Raw genomic sequence first — 24,496 nt, 5'->3', positions numbered from 1 at the left:
TGGGATCTACGGTGGAGGCAGCCGAGATGACGGACGGGGAGGGTGTGAGCGCGACCATGACCATGACGGCGACTGGACGAAAGAGGTGGCCCTTGGTCCTGCTGGGGGCGGCGGCGGTCCTGCTGGTGCCGTGGACGGTGGTGCTGGCCCTGACCCTGCCGGGCAGCACCGAGGTGGACAACTGGCCCTTGGCCTGGATCGGCCTCGACGTCCTCATGGCGACGGGCTGCGCGGCGACGGCCCTGCTCGGCCTGCGGGGCGACCCGAGATCCCGCCTGACGGCTTCGGCGACGGCATCGGTGGCGGTGCTGGACGCCTGGTTCGACATAACCACCGCGGGCACGGGCGCCCCGCTGGCCGAGGCGCTGCTGTGCGCGGTGGCGGAGGGGGCGCTGGCGGGGGCATGCGTGCGTCTGGCCGTGGGCAAGGGGCGGCGGACCGCCCGGCGCTGAGCGGCCGGCCCGCCCTCGGAGCGAGGTCTGCGGACTGGCGTCCGCGTTCCCTCGGACAGGCCGCCGCTCCCTCGCACCGCACGGAACACGCTCACAAGGACGTTGCCGCACCTCCCCAACTCCCCACCGGACACCACCCCTCCCGCTTCCGCGTCCCACGAAGGACACTCGTGGACAAGGGAGTTGACGCCGGAGGGGGACGGGACATGCGGGACGGCCATCGGGCGGAGGCCGAGCGGCTACTGGTGCGGGCCGTCGAGGAGGAGGTACGGCGCTCGGGCGGGCGGATCGACGGGCAGCTGCTGCTGTCGCGGGCGCGCGGCGCGCTGGGCGCGATGGCGGAGGCGGCCGGCGAGGAGTACGAGGCCTACGTCCGTGCGCTGGACGAGACCGAGGCGGGCCGGCTGACCTTCGGGCAGCGCTACGCCCACGAGGGCGCCGGAACCGCCCTGCTGGTGGCGGTGGTCGCCGCGGTGGCCGCTGCCGGCGCCGACCTCCTGCTCGGCACCGGCAGCGGTACGGCCGTCGGCGCGGGTGCCGCCGCGGGCGTGGTCGGTGCCGCCGCCTCCGTGGTGAAGGCGGCCGGTGCCCATCTGCCCGCCGCGCATCACCGCGCGGGCGCGGCCGGCCAGCCCGGCGGGCCGGAGCAGCTGCGGCTGCAGTGGCTGACCGCGCTGGAGGTGCGCGGCATCCGCCCGTTCCTCGACCAGCAGCGGGTGCTGACCGCCGCCACGGTCCGGAAGAAGAAGGGCGGCCCGGCACTGCGCGGCGCGGACAAGAGCGCGGCGGCCCGCCGGCGTTCGGTGCTGGAGCAGTCGTTCGGGCAACTCCCGGACAGGGACGGTCCGTTCGCGGGACGCCGGGCGGAGCTGGCACGTATCCGGCAGTGGGCGCAGGCCGCCCGGGCGGCCACGGAGACCCGGCCCACGGTGGTCGTGCTGCACGGCGAGCCCGGCTCCGGCCGGACCACGCTCGCGGTGCGCGCGGCGCACGAGCTGCGGGACCACTTCCGCGGCGCGGTGGTCGTGGATCTGCGCGGCGGCCGGCGGGAGGAGCCGCCCCTGTCGACCCGGGACGCCCTGCTGCATCTGCTCAACCGGCTCGGGGCGCCCCGTGAACAGTTGCTGTTCCGGGAGCGGTCCTCCCCCGACCAGCAGGTCAAGCGGCTCGGCGAGCTGTACCACCAGCAGTTGTCCGGCCTGCCGGTGACGATCGTGCTGGACGACGCCTCGGACCCGGAGCAGGTGCGGGCGCTGGTCCCCGAGCGCTCCGACAGTCTGGTCCTGGTCACCGCCCGTACGGCCCTGGACCTGCCGGCGGATCTGCCGGCCTGGGTGCACGATCTGCCGGTCGAGGCGCTGGACGCGGCGGGTGCCGAGGAACTGCTCGGGGCCGTCGCCGAGGACGCGTCGGGGCCGTACGACGCCGAGTCCGCCGACCGGATCCGGGACCTCACCGGCGGGCTGCCGCTGGCGCTCAGGATCGCGGGCTCCGCGCTCGGCCCGCGCTCGCCCCGGCAGCTGGCCACGGACCTGGGCGCGTACGGCCCGGTGGAGCCGGTGGAGCGTGCCCTGTGGCTGCGCTACACCGACCAGCCGGAGCCCGCGCGTCGGCTGCTGAGAAGGCTCGCGCTCGCGGGCCGGGCCTCGCTGGGCGCCGCGGCGGCCGCCGCGCTGCTCGGCACGGACGAGGCCGAGGCCACGCGGCAGCTCGCCGACCTCGCCCGGGCCGGACTCCTCGACCATGTGCGCGGCAGCCGCTACCGGCTGCACGACCTGGTGCGCGCCTTCGCCCAGGCCCGGCTGCTGGACGAGGAGGACCCGGCCGAGCGCGCGGCGGCGCAGGAACGGCTGATCGTGAACTACGCGGACCTGGCCGACTCGGTGCTGCGCCTGGTCGACGGGAACATGTCGACGCGTTCGCAGCAGTTCGGCCCGCACGGCTTCACCTCGCTGGACGAGGCGCTGCGCTGGCTGGACGACGAGTCCAGCTTCATCACCGCGGCCCTGCGGCACGCGGAGGGCGTGGACCAGAGGGCGGTGCAGAACCTGCTGGGCGCGCTGTGCGACTACTGCCTGCTGCGTGGCGACCTGTACCGGCTCGGGGAGATCAGCGAGCTGGCGCAGGCCGTGGACCAGGGGCTGCTGGTGCGCTCGGTGCAGTGGCGCACCGGGATCGCGGCCCGGCAGCTGGGCGAGCTGGACAAGGCGCGCGCCACGCTGGCCTCGGTGGTGGACCTGTACCGGGAGGCGCACCATGACGCGGGTGCGGCCCGCGCGCTGGGCTCGCTCGGGATCACCCTGCACCACCAGGGCCAGCTCACCGAGGCCGCCGCCAAGCTGCGGGAGGCGCTGGATCTGCAGGCGGCGCCGGAGCTGGCCACGGACCGGGCCTGGACGATGCACGCCCTGGCCGCCGTCCAGCGGGACCGGGGCCGGCTCGCGGAGGCGCTGGAGCTGCTCACCCGCTCCCTGGTCCTGCACCGCGAGGGCGGCTCGGTGCACGGCGAGGCCTGGGCGCACTTCCAGCTCGGCCAGCTGGCGCTGCGCATGGGGGACGTACCGCGCGCGGAGTCAGAGCTGCGGTCGGCCCTGGAGCGCTGCGGCCGGACGCAGGACGCGCGCGGCGAGGCCTGGGCGCTGACCCAGCTGGCCCGGGCCCGTCTGGTGGCCGGCGACCCCGCACCGGCCGTCGAGGGCCTGCGGCGGGCCGCCGCCCGGCACCGGGACAACGAGGACGCGCGCGGCGAAGCGTGGACGCTGTACTACCTGGGCCAGGCGCTGGAGGAGGCCGGCGACCTGGATGCGGCGGTGCGCGACCTGGAGCGGTCCCGCACGATGTTCTCCCGGATGCGGGACGTCTACGGCCTGGCCTGCGCCCGGCACCACTCGGCCCGGGTCACCCGCGACCAGCGGGCCGCGCAGACCGGCTCGCTGCGCAACTCCGGCTTCGCCCGGCAGCTCCTGGTGGACGCCCGCGCCGACTTCCAGCGGATCGGCGTCGCGCACGGGGAGGCGTGGACGTGCCTGGAGCTGGCGGTGGTCGACGCGGGCAACGCCCGTACCCAGGCCGCGCTGGCCCTCGCCGACGAGGCGCTGGACCTGTTCGTCTCCTACGGCGACCGGCGCGGCGAGGACTGGGCCCGCTTTCTGCGCTGCACCCTGTTGCCCTACGCGGCACCCGGCGGGGTGGAGGTGGGCACGGCGGTCGCCCAGGAGGAGCTGGCCCGGCTGGCCCGCGCCGGCCATCCCCTGCGGGACGAGAAGCTGGCCGACTCCGTCCCGGCGTACGCCCTGCTGCTGGAGCGCGGGGTCAGCCTGGAGGACGGCTGGCAGGCCTGGCGGCTGCGCATGACGCCGGACCGCCACGCCCGGGAGGTGATGGGGGTGGCGGTAGCGGCGGCGCGCTGATGCCCGGGGTCAGCCCCGATCGGCTGCGGAGTCGGCCTTCTCGGTGCGCTCGGCCTCGCGGTCCGGGGACTCCTTGAAGTCGACCTTGTTCATGTGCTTGCTCATCGACTTCATCAGTCCCCACACCGCCAGGGCCATCACCGCGAAGACGATGAAGCCGAGGACACCGGGGGTGACCTTGTTCTCGTCGACCTCCTTGGCGAGGGGGACGAGGTGCGTCACTGCCAGGCTCACGCTTGCGCTCATGTCAGGCATTGTCGCGGATGCCCGCGAAGAGGTCGTCCTCGGGGAGGGAGGTGTCCACGAGGGACTTCGCCAGCTCGTACTCCTCCGTCGGCCAGACCTCCTTCTGCAGTTCCATCGGCACCTTGAACCAGCCTCCGTCGGGGTCGATCTGCGTGGCGTGCGCGATCAGCGCCTTGTCGCGGATCTCGAAGAAGTCCGCGCACGGAATGTGCGTGGTCAGCGTGCGCTCGGCGCGCTCGAACTCCTTCCAGCGCTTGAGCCACTCCCCGTACGGCGACTCCAGGCCCCGGTCGAGCATCGCCTGGTGCAGCGCCTCGGTGCGGGGGCGGTTGAAGCCCTGGTTGTAGTACAGCTTCTGCGGCTGGTAGGCGGGGCCGTACTCGGCCTCCGGGTACTTCTCGGTGTCCGCCGCGCCCTCGAACGCCACCATGGAGATCTTGTGGGTCATGATGTGGTCGGGGTGCGGGTAGCCGCCGTTCTCGTCGTAGGTGGTGATCACCTGCGGGCGGAAGGCGCGGATCCTGCGGACCAGCTCGCCGGCCGCCTTGTCGACGTCCTCCAGGGCGAAGCAGCCCTCGGGCAGCGGCGGCAGCGGGTCGCCCTCGGGCAGGCCGGAGTCGACGAAGCCGAGCCACTCCTGCCTGACCCCGAGAATCTCGCGGGCCTCGTCCATCTCCTTCTTGCGTACCTCGTGGATGTGCTCCTCGATGTACGTGTCGCCCTGCAGCTTCGGGTTGAGGATGGATCCGCGCTCTCCGCCGGTGCACGTCACCACCAGCACGTCCACCCCCTCGGACACGTACTTCGCCATGGTGGCCGCGCCCTTGCTCGACTCGTCGTCGGGGTGCGCGTGAACGGCCATCAGTCGCAACTGGTCAGTCAAGACTCAATCCTCGGTAAGTCGGCGCCCCGTGGTCCCGGCGCGATCGGCGGCTTCTATAGTGACGGAATCGGGGGGCGAATAATTCCGCGGAGAGGACGATCATGAGTACGGCGAGCGCGCGGCTGCCCGAGGGCCGCTACGGCCGTTCCTCGGACGAGCGTGCGGACCGCAAGCTCAAGGTCGCCGGTGCGGTGCTCGGCGCGGCCCTGCTCGCACTGGTCGGATACTTCGCGTACCACTATGTCGTGGAGAGCAGGATCAGCGCCCAGGTGATCGCCTTCGACACCACGGACAGCGCGGTCAAGGTGCATCTGGAGGTCCACAAGGACTCCGGCACCTCGGGCTACTGCACCCTGCGCTCCCAGGCGGCGGACGGCTCCGAGGTGGGCCGGGCCGACTTCCGCTTCACCGGGTCGGCCACGCGCATCGACAAGGTCGTCACGCTGCGTACGACGGCGAAGGGCACCACGGCCGAGCTGCTCGGCTGCCATACCGGCTGACCGGGGCCGGCCGGACACTCACCGGCTTCACCCGGAATACGTACACGCTGACCTGCGTTGATGTGATTCTGATGGCTTATGTCCTCCCCCTTCCGGCCTTGAATTGTTAGGCTCGTGGTTTCGCCCATCCATGAGGGAACATTCTTCTGGGTAGGGCGATGCTTTGTATTCCCAGTACCGACGAGGAGCACCCTGTGACCCAGACCAGCGAGAACGTCACCTGGCTGACCCAGGAGGCGTACAACAAGCTCAAGGACGAGCTTGAGTACCTTACTGGTCCTGCGCGCACGGAGATCGCCGCCAAGATCGCGGCCGCGCGCGAGGAGGGCGACCTGCGTGAGAACGGCGGGTACCACGCGGCCAAGGAGGAGCAGGGCAAGCAGGAGCTGCGCGTGCGGCAGCTGACCCAGCTTCTCGAGAACGCCAAGGTGGGCGAGGCCCCGGCCTCCGCCGACGGTGCCGTCGCGCCGGGCATGGTCGTCACGATCGCCTTCGACGGTGACGAGGACGACACGATGACGTTCCTGCTCGCCTCCCGCGAGTACGCGAGCGCCGACATCGAGACGTACTCGCCGCAGTCCCCGCTCGGCGCCGGAGTCATCGGCCACAAGGTCGGCGAGGACGCGGAGTACGAACTGCCGAACGGCAAGAAGGCCTCGGTGACGATCCTGAAGGCCGAGCCGTACTCGGGCTGATCCACCCCACCCGACATGACCTCGGGCCCCCGGGCGTCCGCCGGATTCCGCCGGACCCCGGGGGCTTTGCCGTGCCGCTACCGGCCGGCCGGTGGCGGCATGTCCTGCTCGGTCCAGATGGTCTTGCCGGCGCGCGTGTAGCGCGTGCCCCACTGGTGGGTCATCTGGGCGATGATGAACAGCCCCCGTCCTCCCTCCTCGTCGCTCGCGGCGTGCCGGAGATTGGGCGCGGTGTGGCCGGTGTCGGAGACCTCGCAGATCAGGGTCCGGTCGCGGATCAGGCGTACGCGGATCGGCCCGCCGACGTAGCGGATGGCGTTGGTGACCAGTTCACTGACGACGAGCTCGGTGGTGAAGGCCAGGTCGTCCAGCTCCCAGTCGCCGAGCTGCTTGGTGACGGCGGTGCGGATGGTGGCCACCGCCGCCGGGTCCGGGTTTACCGGCCACTCGGCGAACTGGTTCCGGTCGAGCAGGCGGGTTCTGACCACGAGCAGCGTCGCGTCCACGTCCACCGGCCCGGGCAGCATCGCGGCCACCGCCCTGTCGCACAGCGCCGCCAGGGACGCCCGGCCGTCGGCCAGGACGCGGGACAGCTGCGCGAGCCCGGCGGCGCGGTCGTCGGCCGCCTGGAGGAGGCCGTCCGTGCCGAGGGCGACGAGACTGCCCGGCGCGAGATCCAGTTCCGCGCTCTGGTAGGGCGGGCCACCGATTCCCAGCGGCGGCCCGCTCGGCAGCTCCGGATAGCCGACGGCGCCCGTGTGCGGGTCGACGACCGCCAGCACCGGCTCCCCGGCCCGCGCGAGAGCGCACTTCCCCGAGAACGGGTCGTACACGGCGTACAGGCAGCTCACGCCGAGGGCCTCGTCGGCGTGCGGCCCGCGGTGGCCCGGGCCTCGGTCGGGCCCGCCCTCGTGCGTGGTCTGCTCGACCAGGTCGGCCATCCGGGACAGCACCTCGTCCGGGCTCAGGTCCAGCCGGGCCAGCACGCGCACACCGGTACGCAGGCGTCCCATGGTGGCCGCGGCACGCATGCCGTGACCGAGCACGTCTCCGACGACCAGGCCGACCCGCTTCCCCGACAGGGGAATGACGTCGTACCAGTCGCCGCCCACCCCGGACCCGCTGTCGGCGGGCTGGTAGCGGCTCGCCGAGTCGACGGCGGTGTGTGCCGGCAGGTGGCGCGGAAGCAGACTGCGCTGGAGTTTGAGGGCCACGGTATGGCCATGGGTGACCACCGGCATCAGCAGGAGACCGATCAGCAGGGCGCCCAGGCCCAGTACGGTGACCCCGCCCGTCCGGCCGATCAGCGGCAGGTCGACGGCGGTCGTGCCGTACCCGGGTTTCGCGTAGACGACGAAGGCGGCGTAGAGGAACAGCGAGATCATCGTCAGCCCGCCCAGCGCCGGCAGTATGCCCTTGAAGACCAGGTCCCGGGTGCTGCGGGTGAGGATCTTGCGGTAGTACCAGACGCAGGCGAAGCCGGTCACCGAGTACTGGAACGCGATCGCGAGACCGACCGAGTCGATCGAGTCGGCCAGGATGTTCTGGCTGCACGACGCCAGCAGGGCGAACAGGGCGATCGAGGCCGCTCCTATGCCGACCGTGCCCCAGGTCGGGGTGAGGAACCTGCGGTGGATCCGGGCCAACCGGGAGGGGATCGCCTTGTGGACCGCCATGGAGAAGACGGTCCTGGACAGGGGCAGGATGGTGGTCTCGGCGGAGGCCAGCGCCGAGGTCAGCACCATCAGGATCAGCAGTCTCGACAGGATCAGCCCGGTGTCGCTTCCCCCGAACACGGCCTCGCCCAGTCCGGAGAGCACATCGTCCGAGTCACGCGTGTTGCCGAGCCCGATGCCCGACGTGCCGACTCCCGCGAACGCCTGCGTGGAGGTGGACACCAGGCCGTACATGATCAGGAGCAGCACGGTGGACAGCACCGCGGCGCGCCCGGGGATGCGCGTGCTGTCGACGGTTTCCTCATTGACCGTGAACGTGGTGTCCCAGCCCCAGTAGATGAAGACCCCCGCGAGGATGCCGGAGGTCATGGCCCTGGCCGAGGGCACCTCGAACGGGTTGAACCAGGAGGCGGACACATGGATCGCCGTCGGGGGCGGGTCGGTGTAGACCCTCACCAGCGCCGCGACGGCGAAAGCGATCAGCATCGCCACTTCCAGGCACAGCAGGCAGCGCTGTACAGCCGCCGAGAACTCGATGCCGACGTAGCAGATCACGGTGAGCACGGCGATCCAGACCATGCCCGCCACGGTGGTCCACAGCCGGTTCTCCGCCAGTTCGTTCAGGCCCGCCAGCCGGAAGCCGTAGGCGGCGGAGATGTCGGCGAGGTTCGCCATGACGATGATGTTGGCGACGATGAGGCCCCAGCCGCCCATCCAGCCGACGCGCGGTCCGAAGGTGCGCGTGGCCCAGGTGAAGGTGGTCCCGCAGTCCGCGTTGCCCGCGTTGAGCTCCCGGAAGGCATAGGCGACCAGCAGCATCGGGACGAACGCCAGCATGGTGACGATCGGGGCCTGCAGTCCGACCCCGGCCACGATGATGCCCAGCGTGGCGGCCAGGCTGTACGCCGGGCCGGCGGAGGCAAGGCCCATGGTCACCGAGGAGAACATGCCCAGGGCGTCGGTCTTGAGCCCCTTCCGACGGGCCCCCGTCCCGGGAGCGGGGAGGCCCGGGGACACGGTGCCGCCAAAGTGCCTCACACTTGATTGCACCGCCGGGTCCCTTTCCTCCGCAACAGCACGAGGCAGCCCGACGGGGCAGTCGAACGCTCGACTAACTGATCATGCCCATGTACAGTCAGTGAAGATCATGGGTGATCTCGGCGGGGCGGGGCGCCCCGGCAAGGGTGAACAGGCGGTCGTGTCCCTCACAAGGCTCTCGAAGACGTCGCCGTCTCGAAGAGGGATCAGTTGAACACGGCTGAGAAGACGGCGGCGGGCTCGTGAACGCTGCCGCCGCCGAACAGGCCAAAGTGGCGAGGATCCGGCTCGCCTCGGTCGCCGGGGTGCTCCGATGCCCGCACCTGTGGCTCGGCGCCGCGCTGTTCGTGATCTACACGGTGCTGTCGGTCGCCAGGTTCGAGCGGTTCGCCACCAGTTCCTGGGACCTGTCGATCTTCGAGCAGGTCGTGTCCTCCTACGCGCATCTCCGGGCACCGATAGCCACGATCAAGGGGCCGGGTTTCAATATCCTCGGTGACCACTTCAGCCCCGCCCTGGTGGTCCTCGCGCCCGCCTACCGGCTCTTTCCGACACCGGTGACGCTGCTGGTCGTACAGGCCGCGCTGTTCGCCTGCTCGGCCGCGGTGGTCTCGGCGACCGCGGAGGAGGTCCTCGGCCGCGCCAAGGGGATTCTGCTGGGGGCCGCGTACGGCCTGTCGTGGGGTGTGCAGAAGGCGGTCGATTTCGACTTCCACGAGATATCCCTGGCCATGCCGCTGCTCGCCCTGGCTCTGCGGTCGCTCGCACTCGGCCGGTGGCGCCGCGCGGCCTGGTGGAGCGCACCCCTGGTGCTGGTGAAGGAGGACCTGGGGCTGACCGTCGCCGCGATCGGTCTGTGCCTGTTCCTGGCAGGTCAACGGCGTCTCGGGGCCGCGCTGGGGGCGTTCGGGGCGGCCGCGACCGCGGTGGTGATGACGGTGATCATTCCGTGGTTCAACACGAACGGGGACTACGACTACTGGGGGAAGGTCAGCCACGGTTCCGGGGCGGGCGGTCTCACCGACGGCATCGGGACGAAGACCGAGACCTTGCTGTGGGTGCTCGGGGTGACCGCCTTCCTCGTGCTGCGGTCCCGGCTCGTGCTGATCGCCCTGCCGACCCTGGGGTGGCGTTTCCTGGCCGACGATCCGAACTACTGGGGGCGGGACTGGCATTACAGCGCGGTGCTCATGCCGATCGTGTTCGTCGCGCTGATCGACGGCATCCGCCGCGCCGAGGCCTCGCCGCGGGACTGGGTGCGCGGGTACGCGCGTGGCGGGGTGGCCGCCGCGACGGCGGTCGCCGGCACGCTGTGCCTGCAACTGCCGGTACGCGGGCTGCTGGACTCCGGCACCTTCGACGGCGGCCCACGGGCCGAGGCCGGCGCGCAAGCCGTACGGCTCATACCGTCCGGGGTGAGCGTGGAGGCGAACACCGGACTCATGGCGCATCTCGCGGGCCGCACCCAGGTGTACTGGGTCGGCAACACCGGGCGAGTGGTGCCGCAGTACATCGCCCTGGATCTGGCATCGGGCTGGTCGTCCCCGATCAAGGACGTCACGGGTTACGCGAACGGGCTGCACCCGGGCACCCGGTACCGGCTGGTGTTCAACGACCAGCAGTACGCGGTACTCACCCGAACGTAGCCCGAAGCGCCTCGGGGATCCCGATGGCCGACGGCGGCGCGGGTCGTGGAAGCCCCCCTCCGCCCGGAGGGGGGCCGATGCGGGACGGCCGAGCCATCAACCGTGCGCCCGGCGGTACTTGCGGACCGCCAGCGTACGGAAGACGAGGATGATCACGACCGACCAGATCAGTGAGGCCCACACGGGGTGCTGCATGGGCCAGGCGCCGGACGCCTGGAAGCCCGGGGGAAGGTTGCCGAACAGCTCGCGACTCGCCTGCACGGTGGCGCTGAACGGGTTCCACTCCGCGATGTGCCGCAGGAAGGCCGGCATCTGGTTCGCGTCCACGAACGCGTTCGAGATGAACGTCAGCGGGAACAGCCAGATCAGACCTCCCGAGGTGGCCGCCTCGGGAGTGCGCACGGACAGGCCGATGAGCGCGCCGATCCAGGAGAACGCGTACCCGAGCAGCAGGAGCAGGCCGAATCCGGCGAGCACCTTGCCGACGTTCTCGTGGGTGCGCCAGCCGACCAGGAGGGCGACGACCGCGAGGACGAGCAGGGTCAGTGCCGTCTGTACCAGGTCGGCGAGGGTGCGCCCGGTCAGCACCGCGCCGCGTGCCATCGGCAGCGAGCGGAACCGGTCGATGAGGCCCTTGTGCATGTCGTCGGCGATGCCGGCACCGGCGCCGGCCGTGGCGAACGTGACCGTCTGGGCGAAGATGCCGGCCATCAGGAACTGACGGTAGGCCTGGGTGGAGTTGGACGACCCGACCTGGATCGAGCCGCCGAACACATAGGTGAACAGCACCACGAACATGATCGGCTGGATCAGCCCGAAGACGAGCATCTCGGGAATCCGGCCCATGCGGATCAGGTTCCGGCGGGCGATGACCAGGGAATCGCTCACGGCGCTCACTTCACGGTCTCCTTGTCCTTCGCCTCGGCCTGGTCGGCCTGGTCGGCTGCCTCGGCCACGTGTCCCGTCAGCGACAGGAAGACGTCGTCGAGGGTCGGGCGGCGCAGCCCGATGTCGTCGATCTCGATCCCGCGGGTGTCCAGCTCACGGATGATCTCGGCGAGCAGCTTGGCGCCGCCGGTCACCGGGACCGTGAGCTTTCGGGTGTGCTCCTCGACCGTGACCTCGCCCTTGCCGAAGCCGCGCAGCACCTCGGTGGCGGTCGCGATGTGCTCGCGCTCGTGCACGACGACCTCGACGCGCTCGCCGCCGGTGCGGGCCTTGAGCTGGTCGGAGGTGCCCTGGGCGATGACCCGGCCGTGGTCGACCACCGCGATGTCGTGCGCGAGGTGGTCGGCCTCCTCCAGGTACTGCGTGGTGAGCAGCAGTGTCGTACCGCTGGAGACGAGCTGTTTGATGACCTCCCACAGCTGCTGGCGGTTGCGCGGGTCCAGGCCGGTCGTCGGCTCGTCCATGAACATCACCGGCGGTGAGACCACGAGGGCCGCGGCGAGGTCGAGCCGGCGGCGCATGCCTCCGGAGTAGGTCTTGGTGGGGCGGTCGGCGGCCTCCGCGAGGTTGAACTGCTCCAGCAGCTCCTCCGCGCGCGCCTTCGCCGCCTTGCCCTTCATCTGGTACAGCTGCCCGACCATCACCAGGTTCTCCCGGCCGGTCAGATACTCGTCCACCGCCGCGAACTGGCCGGACAGGCCGATGGAGCGGCGTACGGCGTCGGGGTCCTTCAGTACGTCCACGCCCGCGACGACCGCCCTGCCGCTGTCGGGGCGCAGGAGGGTGGTCAGGCAGCGGACGGTCGTCGTCTTACCGGCGCCGTTCGGCCCGAGAAGGCCGAGGACCGTGCCCTCGGGCACGTCCAGGTCTACGCCGTCGAGAGCCCTTACGTCGCCGAAGGTCTTCACCAGGCCTTCGGCATGGATGGCGCCTGGCATGTCTGTCTCCACGTCATCGGGGGTCGTCGTCCGGGATGCTTCGGAAGGCTGTCCACACCATAACGCGATGTATCGCGTTCCTCAATGGGGTGGACCGGGGATTGACTCGAACGAGTGACCGATCAGTACCAGGCCCGCCGTCGGGCTCTCAGCCGATGACGGTGTAACCCGCGTCGTGCAGGGCGTGGCCGACCTCGGCGCAGTGCGCCGGGCCCTTCGTCTCGAGGTGCAGCTCCACCTCCGCCTCCGTGAGCCCGAGCCGGGGGTCGGTTCGTACGTGGCTCACGTCGAGGACATTAGCGTCGACCACTGACAACACCCCGAGGAGCGTGGCGAGGGCGCCCGGGCGGTCCGTCAGCCGAAGCCGAACGGCCAGGTAGCGGCCCTGCGCGGCCATGCCGTGCCGCAGCACGCGCTGCATCAGCACCGGGTCCACGTTCCCGCCGGAGAGCACCGCGACGACCGGCCCCTCGAAGGTGCCCGGCGCGGCCAGCAGCGCCGCGACCGGACTCGCCCCGGCCGGCTCCACGACCAGCTTGGCCCGCTCCAGGCACAGCAGCAGCGCGGCCGACAGCTGGTCTTCGCTGACCGTGCGCACCTCGTCGACCAGGTCCCTGACGATCCCGAACGGCACCAGGCCGGGCCGCCCCACCTTGATGCCGTCGGCCATCGTCGCCGGGCTCTCCACCGACACCGGATGCCCGGCGGCCAGCGAGGGCGGGTAGGCCGCCGCGCCCTCCGCCTGTACGCCCACGATCCTGACGTCCGGCCGGATCGCCTTCACCGCCACCGCGATGCCGGCCGCGAGCCCGCCACCGCCGATTCCGACGACGATCGTGCGCACCTCCGGGCACTGCTCCAGGATCTCCAGGCCGACCGTGCCCTGACCGGCGATGACGTCGGGGTGGTCGAAGGGGTGGATGAACACCGCCCCCGTCTCGGCCGCGTACTCCTCGGCGGCGGCCAGCGTCTCGTCGACCACCTGGCCGTGCAGGCGCACCTCGGCGCCGTAGTCGCCGGTCGCGCTGATCTTGGGCAGCGGGGCGCCCTTCGGCATGAACACCGTGGAGTGCACCCCGAGCAGCGAGGACGCCAGCGCCACGCCCTGCGCGTGGTTCCCGGCGCTCGCGGCCACCACCCCGGCCGCCCGCTCCTCCGGCAGCAGCCCGGCGATCCGCACATAGGCGCCGCGCAGCTTGAACGAACCGGTGCGCTGCAGGTTCTCGCACTTCAGATGCACCGGTGCGCCGACGAGTTGGGTCAGGTGCCGGCTGCCCTCCATCGCGGTCACCCGCGCCACACCCGAGAGCATCTTCTGCGCTCCGCGCACATCGTCCAGGGTGACGGAACGCAAGGAGTCAGCCGTGCCGTAGCTCATGACTCCAGCATCGCAGTTCACGGTCGTACACGACGGGTGTGACCAAGCTCCGAGACCGGTTTGCGCAGCGCCGGTACGGCCCGCCGCCGGGCCGCGTACCCTGTCCCCCAACCAGCAGCCCTTCATGAAGCGAGCCTCCGGCCATGCCCACAACACCTGAAATGTCGATGGACATGACGACCACCGGTCTTCTCGACACCCTCCAGCACGAGGTGGCGGTGTTCGCCCGGCGTGCCGAACAGACGCGGCTCGGCGGGGTCGGGCAGGTGCGCAACTCCATGGACCGCGCGGCGTATCTCCTGCTCAACCGCCTCGACAAGGAAGGCCCGATGGGCGTCAAGGCGCTCGCCGCGAGCATGGGCATCGACTCCTCCACGGTCACCCGGCAGGTGGCTCCGCTGGTCGACACCGGGCTCGTCAAGCGCACCTCGCACCCCGAGGACGGGCGTGCGGTGGTCCTTCAGCTGTCCCCGCGCGGGGCCTCCCGGCTGGAGGAGGTGCGCTCCTCCCGGCGCCAGCTGATGGCCGAGCTGACGCAGGACTGGGCACCGGAGGAGCGCGAGCAGTTCTGCACGCTCCTGACCCGGTTCAACCGCGCGCTGTCCGCACGGATGACGGTGCAGGGGCCCGCGCCGGCGGAGCAGCCGCCGGCGTCCTGAGGACGGGCTCCCACCGCGGACACGCACCGGTCCGTGCCGAAGTCTTGACCCCGGGCCCCCGCTGGCCTCATATGAGACCACCGGGCCCTGTGTCGTTCGTACGCGGTTCACCTGTCCCGTACCGGACAGGGCCCCTCCAGGGGGAGGCGCGGTGCGTGATCGGCAGGCGTCCCGGGGTGCCCGCCGGGCCCGGGAGTTCGAGGCGTTCGTCGCGGGTGCGGCCGGACGTCTGCTGCATGCCGCCACGCTGCTGACGGCGGAGGCACCGGATGCCAACCCGCGCGCGCGGCGCCTGCTGACGCTCGCCCTCGCCCACACCTACGCGCGCTGGGACCGGCTGCACGGCGAGGACCCGTACGACTGCGCCCGCCAGTACCTCGCCACCCGCTTCGCACGCGCGACATGGCACCAGTACGGCGCGTTCGGCCGCACCCGCCCGGATCCGCGCAGCCCGCTCGCCGCGCTCACCCCGCAGGAGCGGCTGATCCTGGTGCTGCGCCTCTACGAAGGCGTCGCCGAGGAACAGGCAGCGGCCCTCCTCGGACTCCCCCGGGAACGCGTCCACACCATCTGCGACCGCGCCACGGCCACGCTGCTGCACCCCCCGAGCCGTCCCGCACCACGGACGGCGGGCAGGGAGGTGGCGCCGTCATGACAGCGAGACCCCGGCGTAACGGGAGGGCGGCGTGAACCGGTCCCAGCGGGAGGCCGCCGCGCGGCAGATCATGGAACAGGCCCCGGCGCCGGTGCCGCCGGACCTGTGCGGGGAGGCGGTGCGCCGCGGCGAGCGCCTGCTGCGGCACAGGCAGCTCGTCCGCCGGGTGCTGTGGCTGCTGGCCTGCGCCGCAGCCGTCGCGTTCAGCGTGTGGGCGGCCCGAGTGCACCCGTGGACGGAACCGCCCTCCCAGACGACTCCGCCGATCACCGGCTGGTGAGCCGGGGGGCGTAAGTTCGCGCCCCGCGGCGGAGCCACGGCCACCCACCAAAGGCCCCCGCAGGCCTGCGTGACCCGGCCCCGCCTCAGGGCGTGCGGCGTCAGCCCAGCGCCTGCTGGAGGTCGGCCAGCAGGTCGTCGGCGTTCTCGATGCCCACGGACAGGCGTACCAGGTCGCCGGGGACCTCCAGCGCGGAGCCGACCACGGAGGCGTGCGTCATCCGGCCGGGGTGCTCGATCAGGGACTCGACGCCGCCGAGCGACTCGCCGAGCGTGAACACCTTGGCCCGGTTGCACACCTCGACCGCAGCCTCCTCGCCGCCGTCGACGCGGAAGGACACCATGCCGCCGAACGTCTTCATCTGCTTCGCGGCGACCTCGTGACCGGGGTGCTCGGGCAGGCCCGGGTAGAGCACGCTGGTCACGCGCGGGTGCCGGGTCAGCATGTCGGCGATCTTCGCGGCGTTCTCGCTGTGCCGGTCCATCCGCACCGCGAGGGTCTTGGTGCCGCGCAGCACCAGCCAGGAGTCGAAGGGGCCGGCGACGGCGCCCATCGCGTTCTGGTGGTAGGCGAGCTCCTCGCCGAGGCCCTGGTCGGAGACGATCAGCGCGCCGCCGACCACGTCCGAGTGGCCGCCCATGTACTTGGTCAGGGAGTGGACGACGACGTCCGCGCCCAGCGACAGCGGCTGCTGGAGGTAGGGCGTGGCGAAGGTGTTGTCGACGACGAGCTTCGCGCCCGCGTCGTGCGCGACGGCGGCGACGGCGGCGATGTCGGTGATGCCGAGCAGCGGGTTGGAGGGGGTCTCCACCCAGACGGCCTTGGTCCTCGGGGTGATCGCGGCCCGTACGGCGGCCGGGTCGCTGGTGTCGGCGACGGACCACTCCACGCCCCAGCGGGTGACGACCTTGGCGAAGAGGCGGAAGGTGCCGCCGTAGGCGTCGTTCGGGATCACCACGTGGTCACCGGGGCTGAGCAGCGTGCGCAGCAGGGTGTCCTCGGCCGCCAGGCCGGACGCGAAGGCGAGACCGCGACGGCCGCCCTCCAGCGCGGCGAGGTTCTCCTCGAGGGCGGTGCGGGTGGGGTTGGCGCTGCGGCTGTACTCGTAGCCGCCGCGCAGCCCGCCGACGCCGTCCTGCTTGTAGGTCGAGACCTGGTAGATCGGCGGGACGACCGCGCCGGTGAGGGGATCCGCGGTGTTGCCCGCGTGGATCGCGAGGGTCTCGAAGTGCTGACTGATGTGCCTGTCGCTCATGTGCACCGAGCGTAGTGCGCCCGGCCGGATGCTGACGCCCGCCCGGCACAGGCGGCACCGGACGAAGGGTCTTCCCTGCGTGGACCCCGTACGGACACCGCCCCGGAGTGTCCTGTCATGAACGGGACCGGAGTTTTCCACAGCCTGGCGGCGGGGTTGGCCAATTGTCGGCGGCGTCTGGTTCGCTTGGGGCATGTCGATTCTCTGGCTGCTCATGGCGCTGCTCATGCTGAGCTTCGTGCTGCTGTCGGTCATGCGGCGCAGGCGCGGCGTGATCGAGCAGGTCCCCCCGGGACACCCGGACGCCGCCGACCCGGCGGCCTATGGCTTCGTGCGCCAGGAGGAGCTGGACCTGCGCATGCCCGGCCCGGACCAGGACCTGCTGGACGTCCTGGAGTTGGTGCAGCGCACGCAGGACTATCGCGCGGCCTCCCAGCTGCTGGCCGGCACCGAGACCGACGGTGAGCTGCGCTGGCAGCGCGTCCAGGCCTTCGCGGGCGCGGCCGCGCTGGAGCTGCAGCAGCGGCCCGGCGGGGTGCACGAGACGCCGGGCGGCCAGTGGCTGCGGGTGTGGCGGGCCGAGCAGCCCAAGGACGCGGGCTGCGCCGCCGTCTACGCGGAGTTCCTGGTGCAGCAGGCCTGGCGGACCTCGACGCCGGGCACGGACGACTTCCGGATCATCATGGAGGAGGCCCGGGACGCGTGCGCCCAGGCGGCCCTGCTGGCCCCCGGCGACCCGGTGCCGTACATCGTCGAGCTGTCCATCGCCCGCGGACTCGCCTATTCCCAGGCCGAGTTCGACCAGCTGTGGCTGAAGATCCTCGACCGCGCCCCGCAGCACATGGGCGCGCATCTGGCCGCGCTGCACCACTGGTGCGAGAAGTGGCACGGCTCGCGCGAGCAGGCGTACTCCTTCGCCGAGGCCGCAGCGGCCCGCGCGCCGCAGGGCTCGCTGCTCGCCGCGCTGCCCCTGTTCGCGGTCTTCGAGCACCTCCCCGAGGTGAACCTGGTGGCGGGCTTCTACCAGAGCGAGGTCGTCACCAAGGCGATGCACGGCGCCCTGCACGCGGTGCACTCGGCCCGCCCCGACGACCCGATGCTCGCGCACGTCCGCCATCTGCTGGTCTTCTTCCTGGTGCGCGCCGAGCGCTGGCAGGAGGCCATGCACCAGCTGATACACGTGGACGGGCACATCGGCGCCCTGCCCTGGACGCTGTCCGCCGACCCGGCCGCCGAGTTCGCCCTCTACCGCGCCCTGGCGGTGGCCGGATACGAGGCCAACGGCGGCAGCCCGGCCACCCTGCCCGGCTGAACCGCCGGCCCAGGGGCAACGAGGTGGGCACGCAGTACCACTCGGCGATCCACACTCACACCCCGGCCCAGCCACCACCGCCGAGGCCTCCCGGACCGCGTACCGGAAGGTCCTGACCGCCTTTGGCCACGGCCGGATCACCACAGAAATCCAGTACCACCTGCCGGCGGACCATGATCAGTCCGCCCGGACGGCCGCAAGCTGGGCGTCCACGGCAACGACACCGTCGACGCCCTGGCACAGGCCCACGGCCACCGGGACGAGACGCGGTTCCGGGACGTGCCCCCGCAGCGTAACGGCGCCGTCCCGGACCTCGACCGCGACGGTGCCCTTCTCCAGACCGAGGATGCGCCCCAGGACGTCCCGCTCGACCTCGCCGCGGATCTCGACGTCGGAGCGGATGAAGACGTCCAGCAGATCGCTGCGGCTGACGATGCCGGTCAGGAGCCCGTGGTCGCCGACCACCGGCAACTGCTTGACGTGCCGCCTGCGGAGTTCCCGCGCGGCCCGGGGGATCGTCCAGTCGGCACGGGCCGTGAAGACGGGGCTGCTCATGAGAGCGCCCGCGGTCCGGGCCCGAGCCTTGCCCCATGCGTGCTCGTCATTCCCGTCCCGCCCCTGCGGGTCGGGCATGCCGGTCTCGTGCCGCAGCACGTCGGACGCGGACACGACGCCGATGGGAGCGCCCTCGTCGTCGACGACCGGGGCCGCGGCAATGTCGTTGGCGTCCAGCAAGGCGGCGATCTCGTGGAACGGTGTGTCGGGGCGGAGGGTGATGACCTCCTCGGTCATCACGTCACTGACCGTGCGGCGGTGCAGCATGGCATCGGCCTCCTCCACTTCGCGGCGGGGCGGAGCCCCGGCCCCCGGGCCGCTCGTCCACCCCCGTCTCCCTACCCATGACAACACCGCGCCGCCCCGGCGACCAGTGACGTTCGGCCTGACGGAGGGGCCGGCTGTCCCACAGTGCGTGTGCACCGTCTGTCGCCCGAAAGGCCGAGCACCGTGTGCGTCACCCGTACGGCGGCCCTGGCGTGCAGCCGGTTGCCGCAACCGGAAGCCTAGGATCCGTCACTGGACAACGAGAAAATATCCACTTCGTCAAGATGTGACCGGACTCGCACCGTGATCGAAGGAGACGGGATGTCGCACCGCGCTGGCAGAACCCGTTGGCGGCGCTTCGCGGCAGTCCTGGTACCGAGCATCGCAGCCTGCGCAGCCCTCGGCATCGCCATGGGGCAGGGGGCACTGGCCGCGTCGTTCCTCATCTCCGGCCAGAGATTCCAGGTCACCGCTGACACGCTGACCGCTCGCGGCCTCAGCATCTACGGCATGGTGGACGTGACCAGGCAGGGCGAGCGTGTGCCGGTCCAGGTCACCGGATCCCGGCACTCGACGATCAGCGGGCTGTGCGAGTCCGTGGTGATCGAGGTGCCGGTGCTGGGCCCCCAGACGCTGAAGCTCACCGGCGGAGACGAACGACCGGTCGAGGCATCGAACCTGTTCCTCGACACGGCGTTCCAGTCGGCCGGGCAGGCGGAATTCCGTGGACTCGACCAGGGCATCGCACAGGGGGAGATCACCAAGGGCCCGATCAATCCGGGCGACAGGAACTCGCCCTTCTTCGACCCCAACGGCTTCGGACAGCAGGCCACGTCGGTCACCCTGACCGACGTGCACGTGACCGCGGTCGCGCTCTCTGCCGGTACGTTCAGCATTCCCGGCCTGCGCGTGCAGATCGAGCACGGCCGCCACGAATGCTCCTGAGCCCTGGGCGGGCCGAACCCGCCGAACGCCCCCGCATCCGCGCCACACGGCCCTGCGTACGCCGCACCGCTGATCAGGAAAAGACACGTGAGCACCAATCTCCTCGGCAGAGGATCCCGATTGCGCGTCACCGCGGCGCGCGCCCGGCACAGGTTCGGCACCTGGCGTGGCGAACGCCCCTTCTGGGCGGGGCTTTTCACCTCGACGGCGGGATTGCCCATCCTGTACTGGCCGTACGCGAATCTGGACCTGGCCGGAATTCCGCTGGCCATGTCGACCACGTCCGGTGCCGGAGCCCTGATCATCGGAGTTCTGCTCATCGCCCTGGGGCTCACCCTCTGGTACCAGCCGCACCTCCGCCTGTTCGCCGGGATCGCCACTCTCCTGCTCGCCCTCGTCTCCTTCCCCGTCGCGAACCTCGGCGGGCTCTTCCTCGGTCTGATCAGCGGTCTGATCGGCGGCTCCCTGGCCTGCTCCTGGACTCCCGTCGCCACCGAACCGCCGACGGCGCCGGCGGACTGTGGGTCCACGGCCGTTCCGGCAGGAGAAGGCCGACGTGGCAACTGACCGCGCCCATCGGACCACGGACTCCTCCGCCCCCGAGCCCCGCCGCCCGGGCCGTACTCCACCGCCCCGCCGCATGCTCGGACGAGTACCACGGCCCGTCGCCTGCGCACTGGCCGCGGCCGCCGTGCCCCTGGTCCTGCGCCTCCCCACGCCCTGGTCGACGAACCCGCTCCTCACCCGCGTCGACACCGGCGTCCCCACAGGCGCCACCCCGCAACCGGCCGGTCCGGCGCGGACGCTCCCCGGCGTCGGGGCGGCACCCGCGCACGCCGCGCGGCCGTCCGCGAGTACCGCACGAGCAGCCACGGGGGCCTCCTGGTCCTTCTCCGACGCACCACTCGACCCGACGCCGGCCCGCCCCACGACCATCTCCTGGGTACTGCGCGCCGACCGACTCGTACTCCGGGCCGTCGGTTTCCGCGGTGTGGTCACCGTGCGCACCGCAGCCGGGCCCATTCGGGCACTGAAGTTCGTCGCCCGGTCCGTGGCGGCCGTCAACCTCGACGTCACCGCGGGCCGAGGCCGCGCGGCGGTGCGACTTCAGGCCAGGTCCAAGACCACGCTCACAGGCCAAGGCGGCAACGGCGTGGTGACCCTCTACATCCGCAGTCTGTCCGGCACGGTCGCCTCCCTCGGCGGCGCCTCTCTCCCGGTGAACCGCACCGTCGCCATCACCCCCGACGCCGTACCACCCTGGCTGGCGCGCCTGGTCACCCGTACACGCACGATCACCTGCGTCGACGCGACCGTCTCACCAGTCGCCCAATTCGGCGGCAACCTGTCCATCACGGAACCGCTGCTCCACGCCCCGGCCGGGTGACCCACGGTCCCGAGCGGGCCTGGGCCGAGAGGAACCGGAGAGTCGCGGACGGAGAACACAGGGAGGAACATCGAAGTCACGGAGGCAAGGTGGTGGCTATGGGGACGCCGTCGATTCATTTCAGCGAGAGTCCGGAGGATCCGTTCGCCCTGGGGCGTGGCGCCTCGGCCGTGCTCGACGATCAAGGCACCGTGGTCGGCTGGAGCGCACGGGCGCAGGAGTTGCTCGGCTATCCGGCCAAGGAAGTGATCGGACGCGCCTGGCAGGACTTCCTGATCGACGCCCGTGACCTGCCCATCGCGCGGTCCGTCGTCGCGGACGCCATGAAGGCGGGGGGATGGTTCGGTGTCCTGACCGTCCGGCACCGCGACGGACGCCGTGTGGAGATGGGTTTCCGGGCGCGTGCGGTCACCCGGGAGGGCGGCGGTCAGGAATGGCTCCTGGTCGGCGCTCCTGCTCCGGAGGTGATCGCCTGGCAGCGGGACCGTGCGCTGCTGGACGGGCTGTACCACCGGTCCCCGATCGGCCTGGTCGTCCACGGCCCGGACAGGAGGGTGATCCGGGTCAACCGCGCGGTCGAAAAGGCGAGCGGCGTCCCGGCCTCGGCGCCGATAGGCCGTCGACCCCGCGAGTTCATGGTCGACGAGGACGCAGGTCCGGCAGAGGAACGGGTACGGCACGTCTTGGAGACCGGCGAGCCGTTGATCTTCACGGAACAGTCCGCCCGGGCACGCCACGATCCGGGCCGGGAACGGATCGTGTCCGTCTCGGCATTCCGGATGGAAGACCCCTCGGGCCGGGTTCTCGGCGTGGCCGAGACGATCGAGGACGTGACCGACCGCCACCGGGCGCAACGCAGACTCGCCCTGCTGAACGAGGCGAGCGCCCGCATCGGAACCTCTCTGGACGTGGCACAGACGGCTCGGGAACTGGCCGAGGTGGCCGTCCACGGCCTGGCCGACCACTGCTCGGTCGACCTCCTCAAACCCGTGGCGCTGGGTGACGAACCAGTTCCCGGTACGGCAGGCCCGCTGCTCCGGACCGCGCTCGCACCACCGGAACGCCGCGTCCCGTTCCAGGAGGGCGAGGTGGTCCCGCTGCTTCCGGAATCCCCACAGGCGCGGTGCCTGGCCGAGCGTCGCCCGATTCTCGAAGGGCTGCTGTCCCTGCGCCCCGAGTGGTACGACATGGACCGGCGGCGGACCGAGATCGCCCTGGGCCTCGGCGTTCATTCGCTGATCGCGGTCCCCCTGGTCGCGCGCGGCCTGGTACTGGGCGTGGTGAGCCTGTGGCGGTCGCGCAATTCGGAGCCTTTTGAGGACGACGATGCCGCGGTGGCCCAGGAGTTCTCCTCGCGCGCGGCCGTGTGCATCGACAACGCGCGCCGCTTCACCCAGCAGCAGAGAGCCGCGCTGACTCTTCAGCGCAGTCTGCTGCCGAGCGCGGCGACCGACCTGCCGGCCGTGGAGGTGGCCTGCCGGTACCTCCCAGCCAGCGGTGAACCGGGCATCGGCGGTGACTGGTTCGACGTGATCCCGTTGTCAGGGGCCCGGGTCGCCCTCGTGGTGGGGGACGTGGTCGGCCACGGAATCCACGCCGCGGCCTCGATGGGCCGTCTGCGTGCCGCCGCGCGCACCCTGGCCAGCCTCGACCTGGAACCGGACGAGGTGGTGGCGCGCCTCGACGATCTGGTCAGTCTGCTGGCCGCCGAACAGGAGGCGAACGATGACGGCAACCGGTCGGCCATCGAGCAGGTGCTCGGGGCCACCTGCCTCTACGCCGTCTACGATCCGGTCTCCCAGCGCTGCTCCCTCGCACGCGCCGGCCACCCGGCTCCGATGGCGTCCACCCCCGACGGCGAGGTGACCGTGCTGGATCTGCCCGCGGGTCCACCGCTGGGCCTGGGCGGACTGCCGTTCGAAACGTACGACCTGGACCTCCCGGAGGGCAGCCTGCTCACGCTCTACACCAACGGCCTCCTGGAGGCACGCAACGGCAACATAGACGCCGCGCTGGAGAACCTGCGCGCATGTCTCACCGACCCCACCGAACCTCTGGACCAGACCTGCAACGCCACGGTCGAAGCGCTGCTGCCCAAGGGCCACCTCCCCACCGACGACATCGCGCTGCTCATCGCTCGTACCCGGGCGCTACGGCCACAGAACGTCGCCTCGTGGCAGCTGCCCCTGGAAGCGACCGCCGCCGCCCGTGCCAGGGAGTTGGTCACGGCGAAACTGACCGAGTGGGGACTGACCGAACTGGCCTTCACCACCGAGCTGGTCGCCAGCGAACTCGTCACCAACACCTACCGGTACGCGGCCGGCCCCGTCACCCTGCGCCTCATCCGTACGCACTCTCTGATCTGCGAGGTGTCCGACACCAGCCACACGTCCCCCCACCTGCGACGGGCCCTCAGCACGGACGAGGGCGGACGCGGGCTCTTCCTGGTCGCGCAGCTCACCGAGCGGTGGGGCACCCGCTACAGCCACGACGGCAAGACCGTCTGGACGGAGCAGCCTTTGCCGCCCGCATGAGGCCCCGTAATTCCGGCGACGCAGGCGGGCCCTCCCCCGTAGATTCCCCGTTGGCCAGGTCAGGGAGGCCGCGCAAGGTGCGCGGCGACGGGGAGGAAACCGGTGAGCACGTTTCTGATCGGTGGCGGGTGGGACACCGCCGAGGTGTACGAGCCGTTCGTCGGGGCGGTCGGCGCAGGCCGGCGCATCGGGTGCCTGATCGTCGACGAGGGGGACGGGGCGGCGCAGTTCGAGCGGTATGCCGAGGTGCTGGGCAAGGCGGGAGCGGGCACTCCCGTGCCGTTGCTCGTGCCGCTCGGCGGCCGGTTCGAGCCGGAGTCGGCGCTGGACGGGGTCGACGGGCTGCTGGTGTGCGGTGGGCTGACGCCCGCGTACCAGGAGGCGCTCGCGGACTGCCTGGAGCGGCTGCCGGCGCTGCTCGCCGGGCGCGGGATGCCGTACGCCGGGTTCTCCGCCGGTGCCGCGGTCGCCGCCCGGCGGGTCGTGGTCGGCGGGTGGCTGGTGGACGGGGTGCCGGTGTGCCCGGAGGAGACCGGGGAGGACCTGGCGGAGATCGAGGTGCGGGCGGGCCTCGGGCTGGTGCCGTTCGCGGTGGACGTCCACGCCGCCCAGTGGGGGACGCTCGCACGGCTGGTCGCGGCGGTCGGGCGGGGTGCGGCGCCGTACGGGGTCGCCGTGGACGAGAGCACCCTGCTCCACGTGGTGGACGGCGAGGTCCGGGTGGCGGGGCTGGGGCACGCCCATGTCGTGCGGCCGGACGGGGACGGCGGGGTGCTCGTGCGGGCCTGCCGCGCGGGGGAAGCGTTCTCGATCGCCTAGGCCCGAGCCGCACGCGCC

General features: G+C 71.7%; 22 protein-coding genes. 14 read left to right on the top strand and 8 right to left on the bottom strand.

What is annotated here, in order from left to right; all coding sequences use genetic code 11:
* The first annotated feature begins 26 nt into the window (after positions 1-26).
* Positions 27-452 carry a hypothetical protein gene (locus tag ACFYOH_RS02265; RefSeq protein ID WP_388620158.1) on the top strand — a complete coding sequence of 142 codons (426 nt, stop codon included), beginning with the start codon at positions 27-29 and terminating at the stop codon, positions 450-452.
* A 206-nt stretch (positions 453-658) separates the two neighbouring features.
* Positions 659-3,862: a tetratricopeptide repeat protein gene (locus ACFYOH_RS02260; protein ID WP_388620155.1), complete on the top strand. Its 3,204-nt coding sequence runs from the start codon at positions 659-661 to the stop codon at positions 3,860-3,862.
* Positions 3,863-3,871: 9 nt separating this feature from the next.
* On the opposite strand, the gene ACFYOH_RS02255 is transcribed toward ACFYOH_RS02260, so the two are convergent.
* Together ACFYOH_RS02255 and mca are read right to left on the bottom strand one after the other, a co-directional pair.
* Positions 3,872-4,117: a hypothetical protein gene (locus ACFYOH_RS02255; protein ID WP_388620152.1), complete on the bottom strand. Its 246-nt coding sequence runs from the start codon at positions 4,115-4,117 to the stop codon at positions 3,872-3,874.
* Positions 4,110-4,991, bottom strand: coding sequence for a mycothiol conjugate amidase Mca (mca, locus tag ACFYOH_RS02250; protein ID WP_388620149.1), 882 nt, complete (start codon positions 4,989-4,991; stop codon positions 4,110-4,112). The genes ACFYOH_RS02255 and mca overlap by 8 nt, the downstream gene beginning before the upstream one ends.
* 101 nt (positions 4,992-5,092) lie before the next feature.
* On the opposite strand from mca, the gene ACFYOH_RS02245 reads away from it, so the two are divergent.
* Positions 5,093-5,491, top strand: coding sequence for a DUF4307 domain-containing protein (locus tag ACFYOH_RS02245; RefSeq protein ID WP_388620146.1), 399 nt, complete (start codon positions 5,093-5,095; stop codon positions 5,489-5,491).
* Between the two features lie 194 nt (positions 5,492-5,685).
* Complete coding sequence (gene greA / locus ACFYOH_RS02240) at positions 5,686-6,186, top strand: transcription elongation factor GreA (protein WP_388620143.1); 501 nt, start codon at positions 5,686-5,688, stop codon at positions 6,184-6,186.
* A 77-nt stretch (positions 6,187-6,263) separates the two neighbouring features.
* On the opposite strand, the gene ACFYOH_RS02235 is transcribed toward greA, so the two are convergent.
* Positions 6,264-8,810, bottom strand: coding sequence for an amino acid permease (locus ACFYOH_RS02235; RefSeq protein ID WP_388620140.1), 2,547 nt, complete (start codon positions 8,808-8,810; stop codon positions 6,264-6,266).
* 332 nt (positions 8,811-9,142) lie between these two features.
* Here ACFYOH_RS02235 and ACFYOH_RS02230 point away from each other — a divergent pair, with 332 nt between their 5' ends.
* Positions 9,143-10,546, top strand: a complete 1,404-nt coding sequence (locus tag ACFYOH_RS02230) for a DUF2079 domain-containing protein (protein WP_388620137.1) — start codon at positions 9,143-9,145, stop codon at positions 10,544-10,546.
* Positions 10,547-10,642: 96 nt separating this feature from the next.
* On the opposite strand, the gene ACFYOH_RS02225 is transcribed toward ACFYOH_RS02230, so the two are convergent.
* The 3 genes from ACFYOH_RS02225 to ilvA form a co-directional block, all read right to left on the bottom strand.
* The gene (locus tag ACFYOH_RS02225; RefSeq protein ID WP_388620134.1) at positions 10,643-11,443 is read right to left on the bottom strand and encodes an ABC transporter permease; all 801 of its coding nucleotides are present in this window, start codon (positions 11,441-11,443) and stop codon (positions 10,643-10,645) included.
* Positions 11,440-12,432, bottom strand: a complete 993-nt coding sequence (locus ACFYOH_RS02220) for an ATP-binding cassette domain-containing protein (protein WP_388620131.1) — start codon at positions 12,430-12,432, stop codon at positions 11,440-11,442. The genes ACFYOH_RS02225 and ACFYOH_RS02220 overlap by 4 nt, the downstream gene beginning before the upstream one ends.
* 148 nt (positions 12,433-12,580) lie before the next feature.
* Positions 12,581-13,810 (bottom strand): threonine ammonia-lyase, encoded by a 1,230-nt coding sequence (gene ilvA, locus ACFYOH_RS02215; protein WP_388620128.1) that lies wholly within the window; start codon positions 13,808-13,810, stop codon positions 12,581-12,583.
* Between the two features lie 161 nt (positions 13,811-13,971).
* Between ilvA and ACFYOH_RS02210 the strand changes: the two genes are divergently transcribed.
* The 3 genes from ACFYOH_RS02210 (at position 13,972) to ACFYOH_RS02200 (ending at position 15,404) form a co-directional block, all read left to right on the top strand.
* Positions 13,972-14,469: a MarR family winged helix-turn-helix transcriptional regulator gene (locus tag ACFYOH_RS02210; protein ID WP_388621038.1), complete on the top strand. Its 498-nt coding sequence runs from the start codon at positions 13,972-13,974 to the stop codon at positions 14,467-14,469.
* Between the two features lie 151 nt (positions 14,470-14,620).
* Positions 14,621-15,124 carry a sigma factor-like helix-turn-helix DNA-binding protein gene (locus ACFYOH_RS02205; protein ID WP_388620125.1) on the top strand — a complete coding sequence of 168 codons (504 nt, stop codon included), beginning with the start codon at positions 14,621-14,623 and terminating at the stop codon, positions 15,122-15,124.
* Between the two features lie 31 nt (positions 15,125-15,155).
* A complete protein-coding gene (locus ACFYOH_RS02200) occupies positions 15,156-15,404 on the top strand; it encodes a hypothetical protein (RefSeq protein WP_388620122.1) in 249 nt (82 codons plus the stop codon).
* Between the two features lie 100 nt (positions 15,405-15,504).
* Here ACFYOH_RS02200 and ACFYOH_RS02195 read toward each other — a convergent pair whose 3' ends face one another.
* A complete protein-coding gene (locus ACFYOH_RS02195) occupies positions 15,505-16,659 on the bottom strand; it encodes a cystathionine gamma-synthase (RefSeq protein ID WP_388620119.1) in 1,155 nt (384 codons plus the stop codon).
* A 193-nt stretch (positions 16,660-16,852) separates the two neighbouring features.
* On the opposite strand from ACFYOH_RS02195, the gene ACFYOH_RS02190 reads away from it, so the two are divergent.
* Positions 16,853-17,971, top strand: coding sequence for a hypothetical protein (locus tag ACFYOH_RS02190; RefSeq protein WP_388620117.1), 1,119 nt, complete (start codon positions 16,853-16,855; stop codon positions 17,969-17,971).
* Positions 17,972-18,148: 177 nt separating this feature from the next.
* On the opposite strand, the gene ACFYOH_RS02185 is transcribed toward ACFYOH_RS02190, so the two are convergent.
* Positions 18,149-18,793, bottom strand: a complete 645-nt coding sequence (locus ACFYOH_RS02185) for a CBS domain-containing protein (protein WP_388620114.1) — start codon at positions 18,791-18,793, stop codon at positions 18,149-18,151.
* A 321-nt stretch (positions 18,794-19,114) separates the two neighbouring features.
* Here ACFYOH_RS02185 and ACFYOH_RS02180 point away from each other — a divergent pair, with 321 nt between their 5' ends.
* From ACFYOH_RS02180 to ACFYOH_RS02160, 5 genes are all read left to right on the top strand, one after another.
* Positions 19,115-19,738 (top strand): DUF6230 family protein, encoded by a 624-nt coding sequence (locus tag ACFYOH_RS02180; protein WP_388620112.1) that lies wholly within the window; start codon positions 19,115-19,117, stop codon positions 19,736-19,738.
* 87 nt (positions 19,739-19,825) lie between these two features.
* Entirely contained in the window at positions 19,826-20,305 is a 480-nt protein-coding gene (locus ACFYOH_RS02175) for a DUF6114 domain-containing protein (RefSeq protein WP_388620109.1), read from the top strand.
* Entirely contained in the window at positions 20,295-21,125 is an 831-nt protein-coding gene (locus tag ACFYOH_RS02170) for a hypothetical protein (RefSeq protein ID WP_388620107.1), read from the top strand. Before ACFYOH_RS02175 ends, ACFYOH_RS02170 begins: the two co-directional genes overlap by 11 nt.
* Before the next feature lie 98 nt (positions 21,126-21,223).
* Positions 21,224-23,659, top strand: coding sequence for a SpoIIE family protein phosphatase (locus tag ACFYOH_RS02165; RefSeq protein ID WP_388620104.1), 2,436 nt, complete (start codon positions 21,224-21,226; stop codon positions 23,657-23,659).
* Between the two features lie 102 nt (positions 23,660-23,761).
* Positions 23,762-24,478 (top strand): hypothetical protein, encoded by a 717-nt coding sequence (locus ACFYOH_RS02160; protein ID WP_388620101.1) that lies wholly within the window; start codon positions 23,762-23,764, stop codon positions 24,476-24,478.
* Positions 24,479-24,496 lie beyond the last annotated feature (18 nt).

The organism is Streptomyces sp. NPDC007856, from assembly GCF_042868225.1.
In the GTDB taxonomy this organism is placed as follows: Bacteria; Actinomycetota; Actinomycetes; order Streptomycetales; family Streptomycetaceae; genus Streptomyces.
Note: the sequence above shows the minus strand (reverse complement) of the source record. Positions and strands in the feature narration are given on the sequence as shown.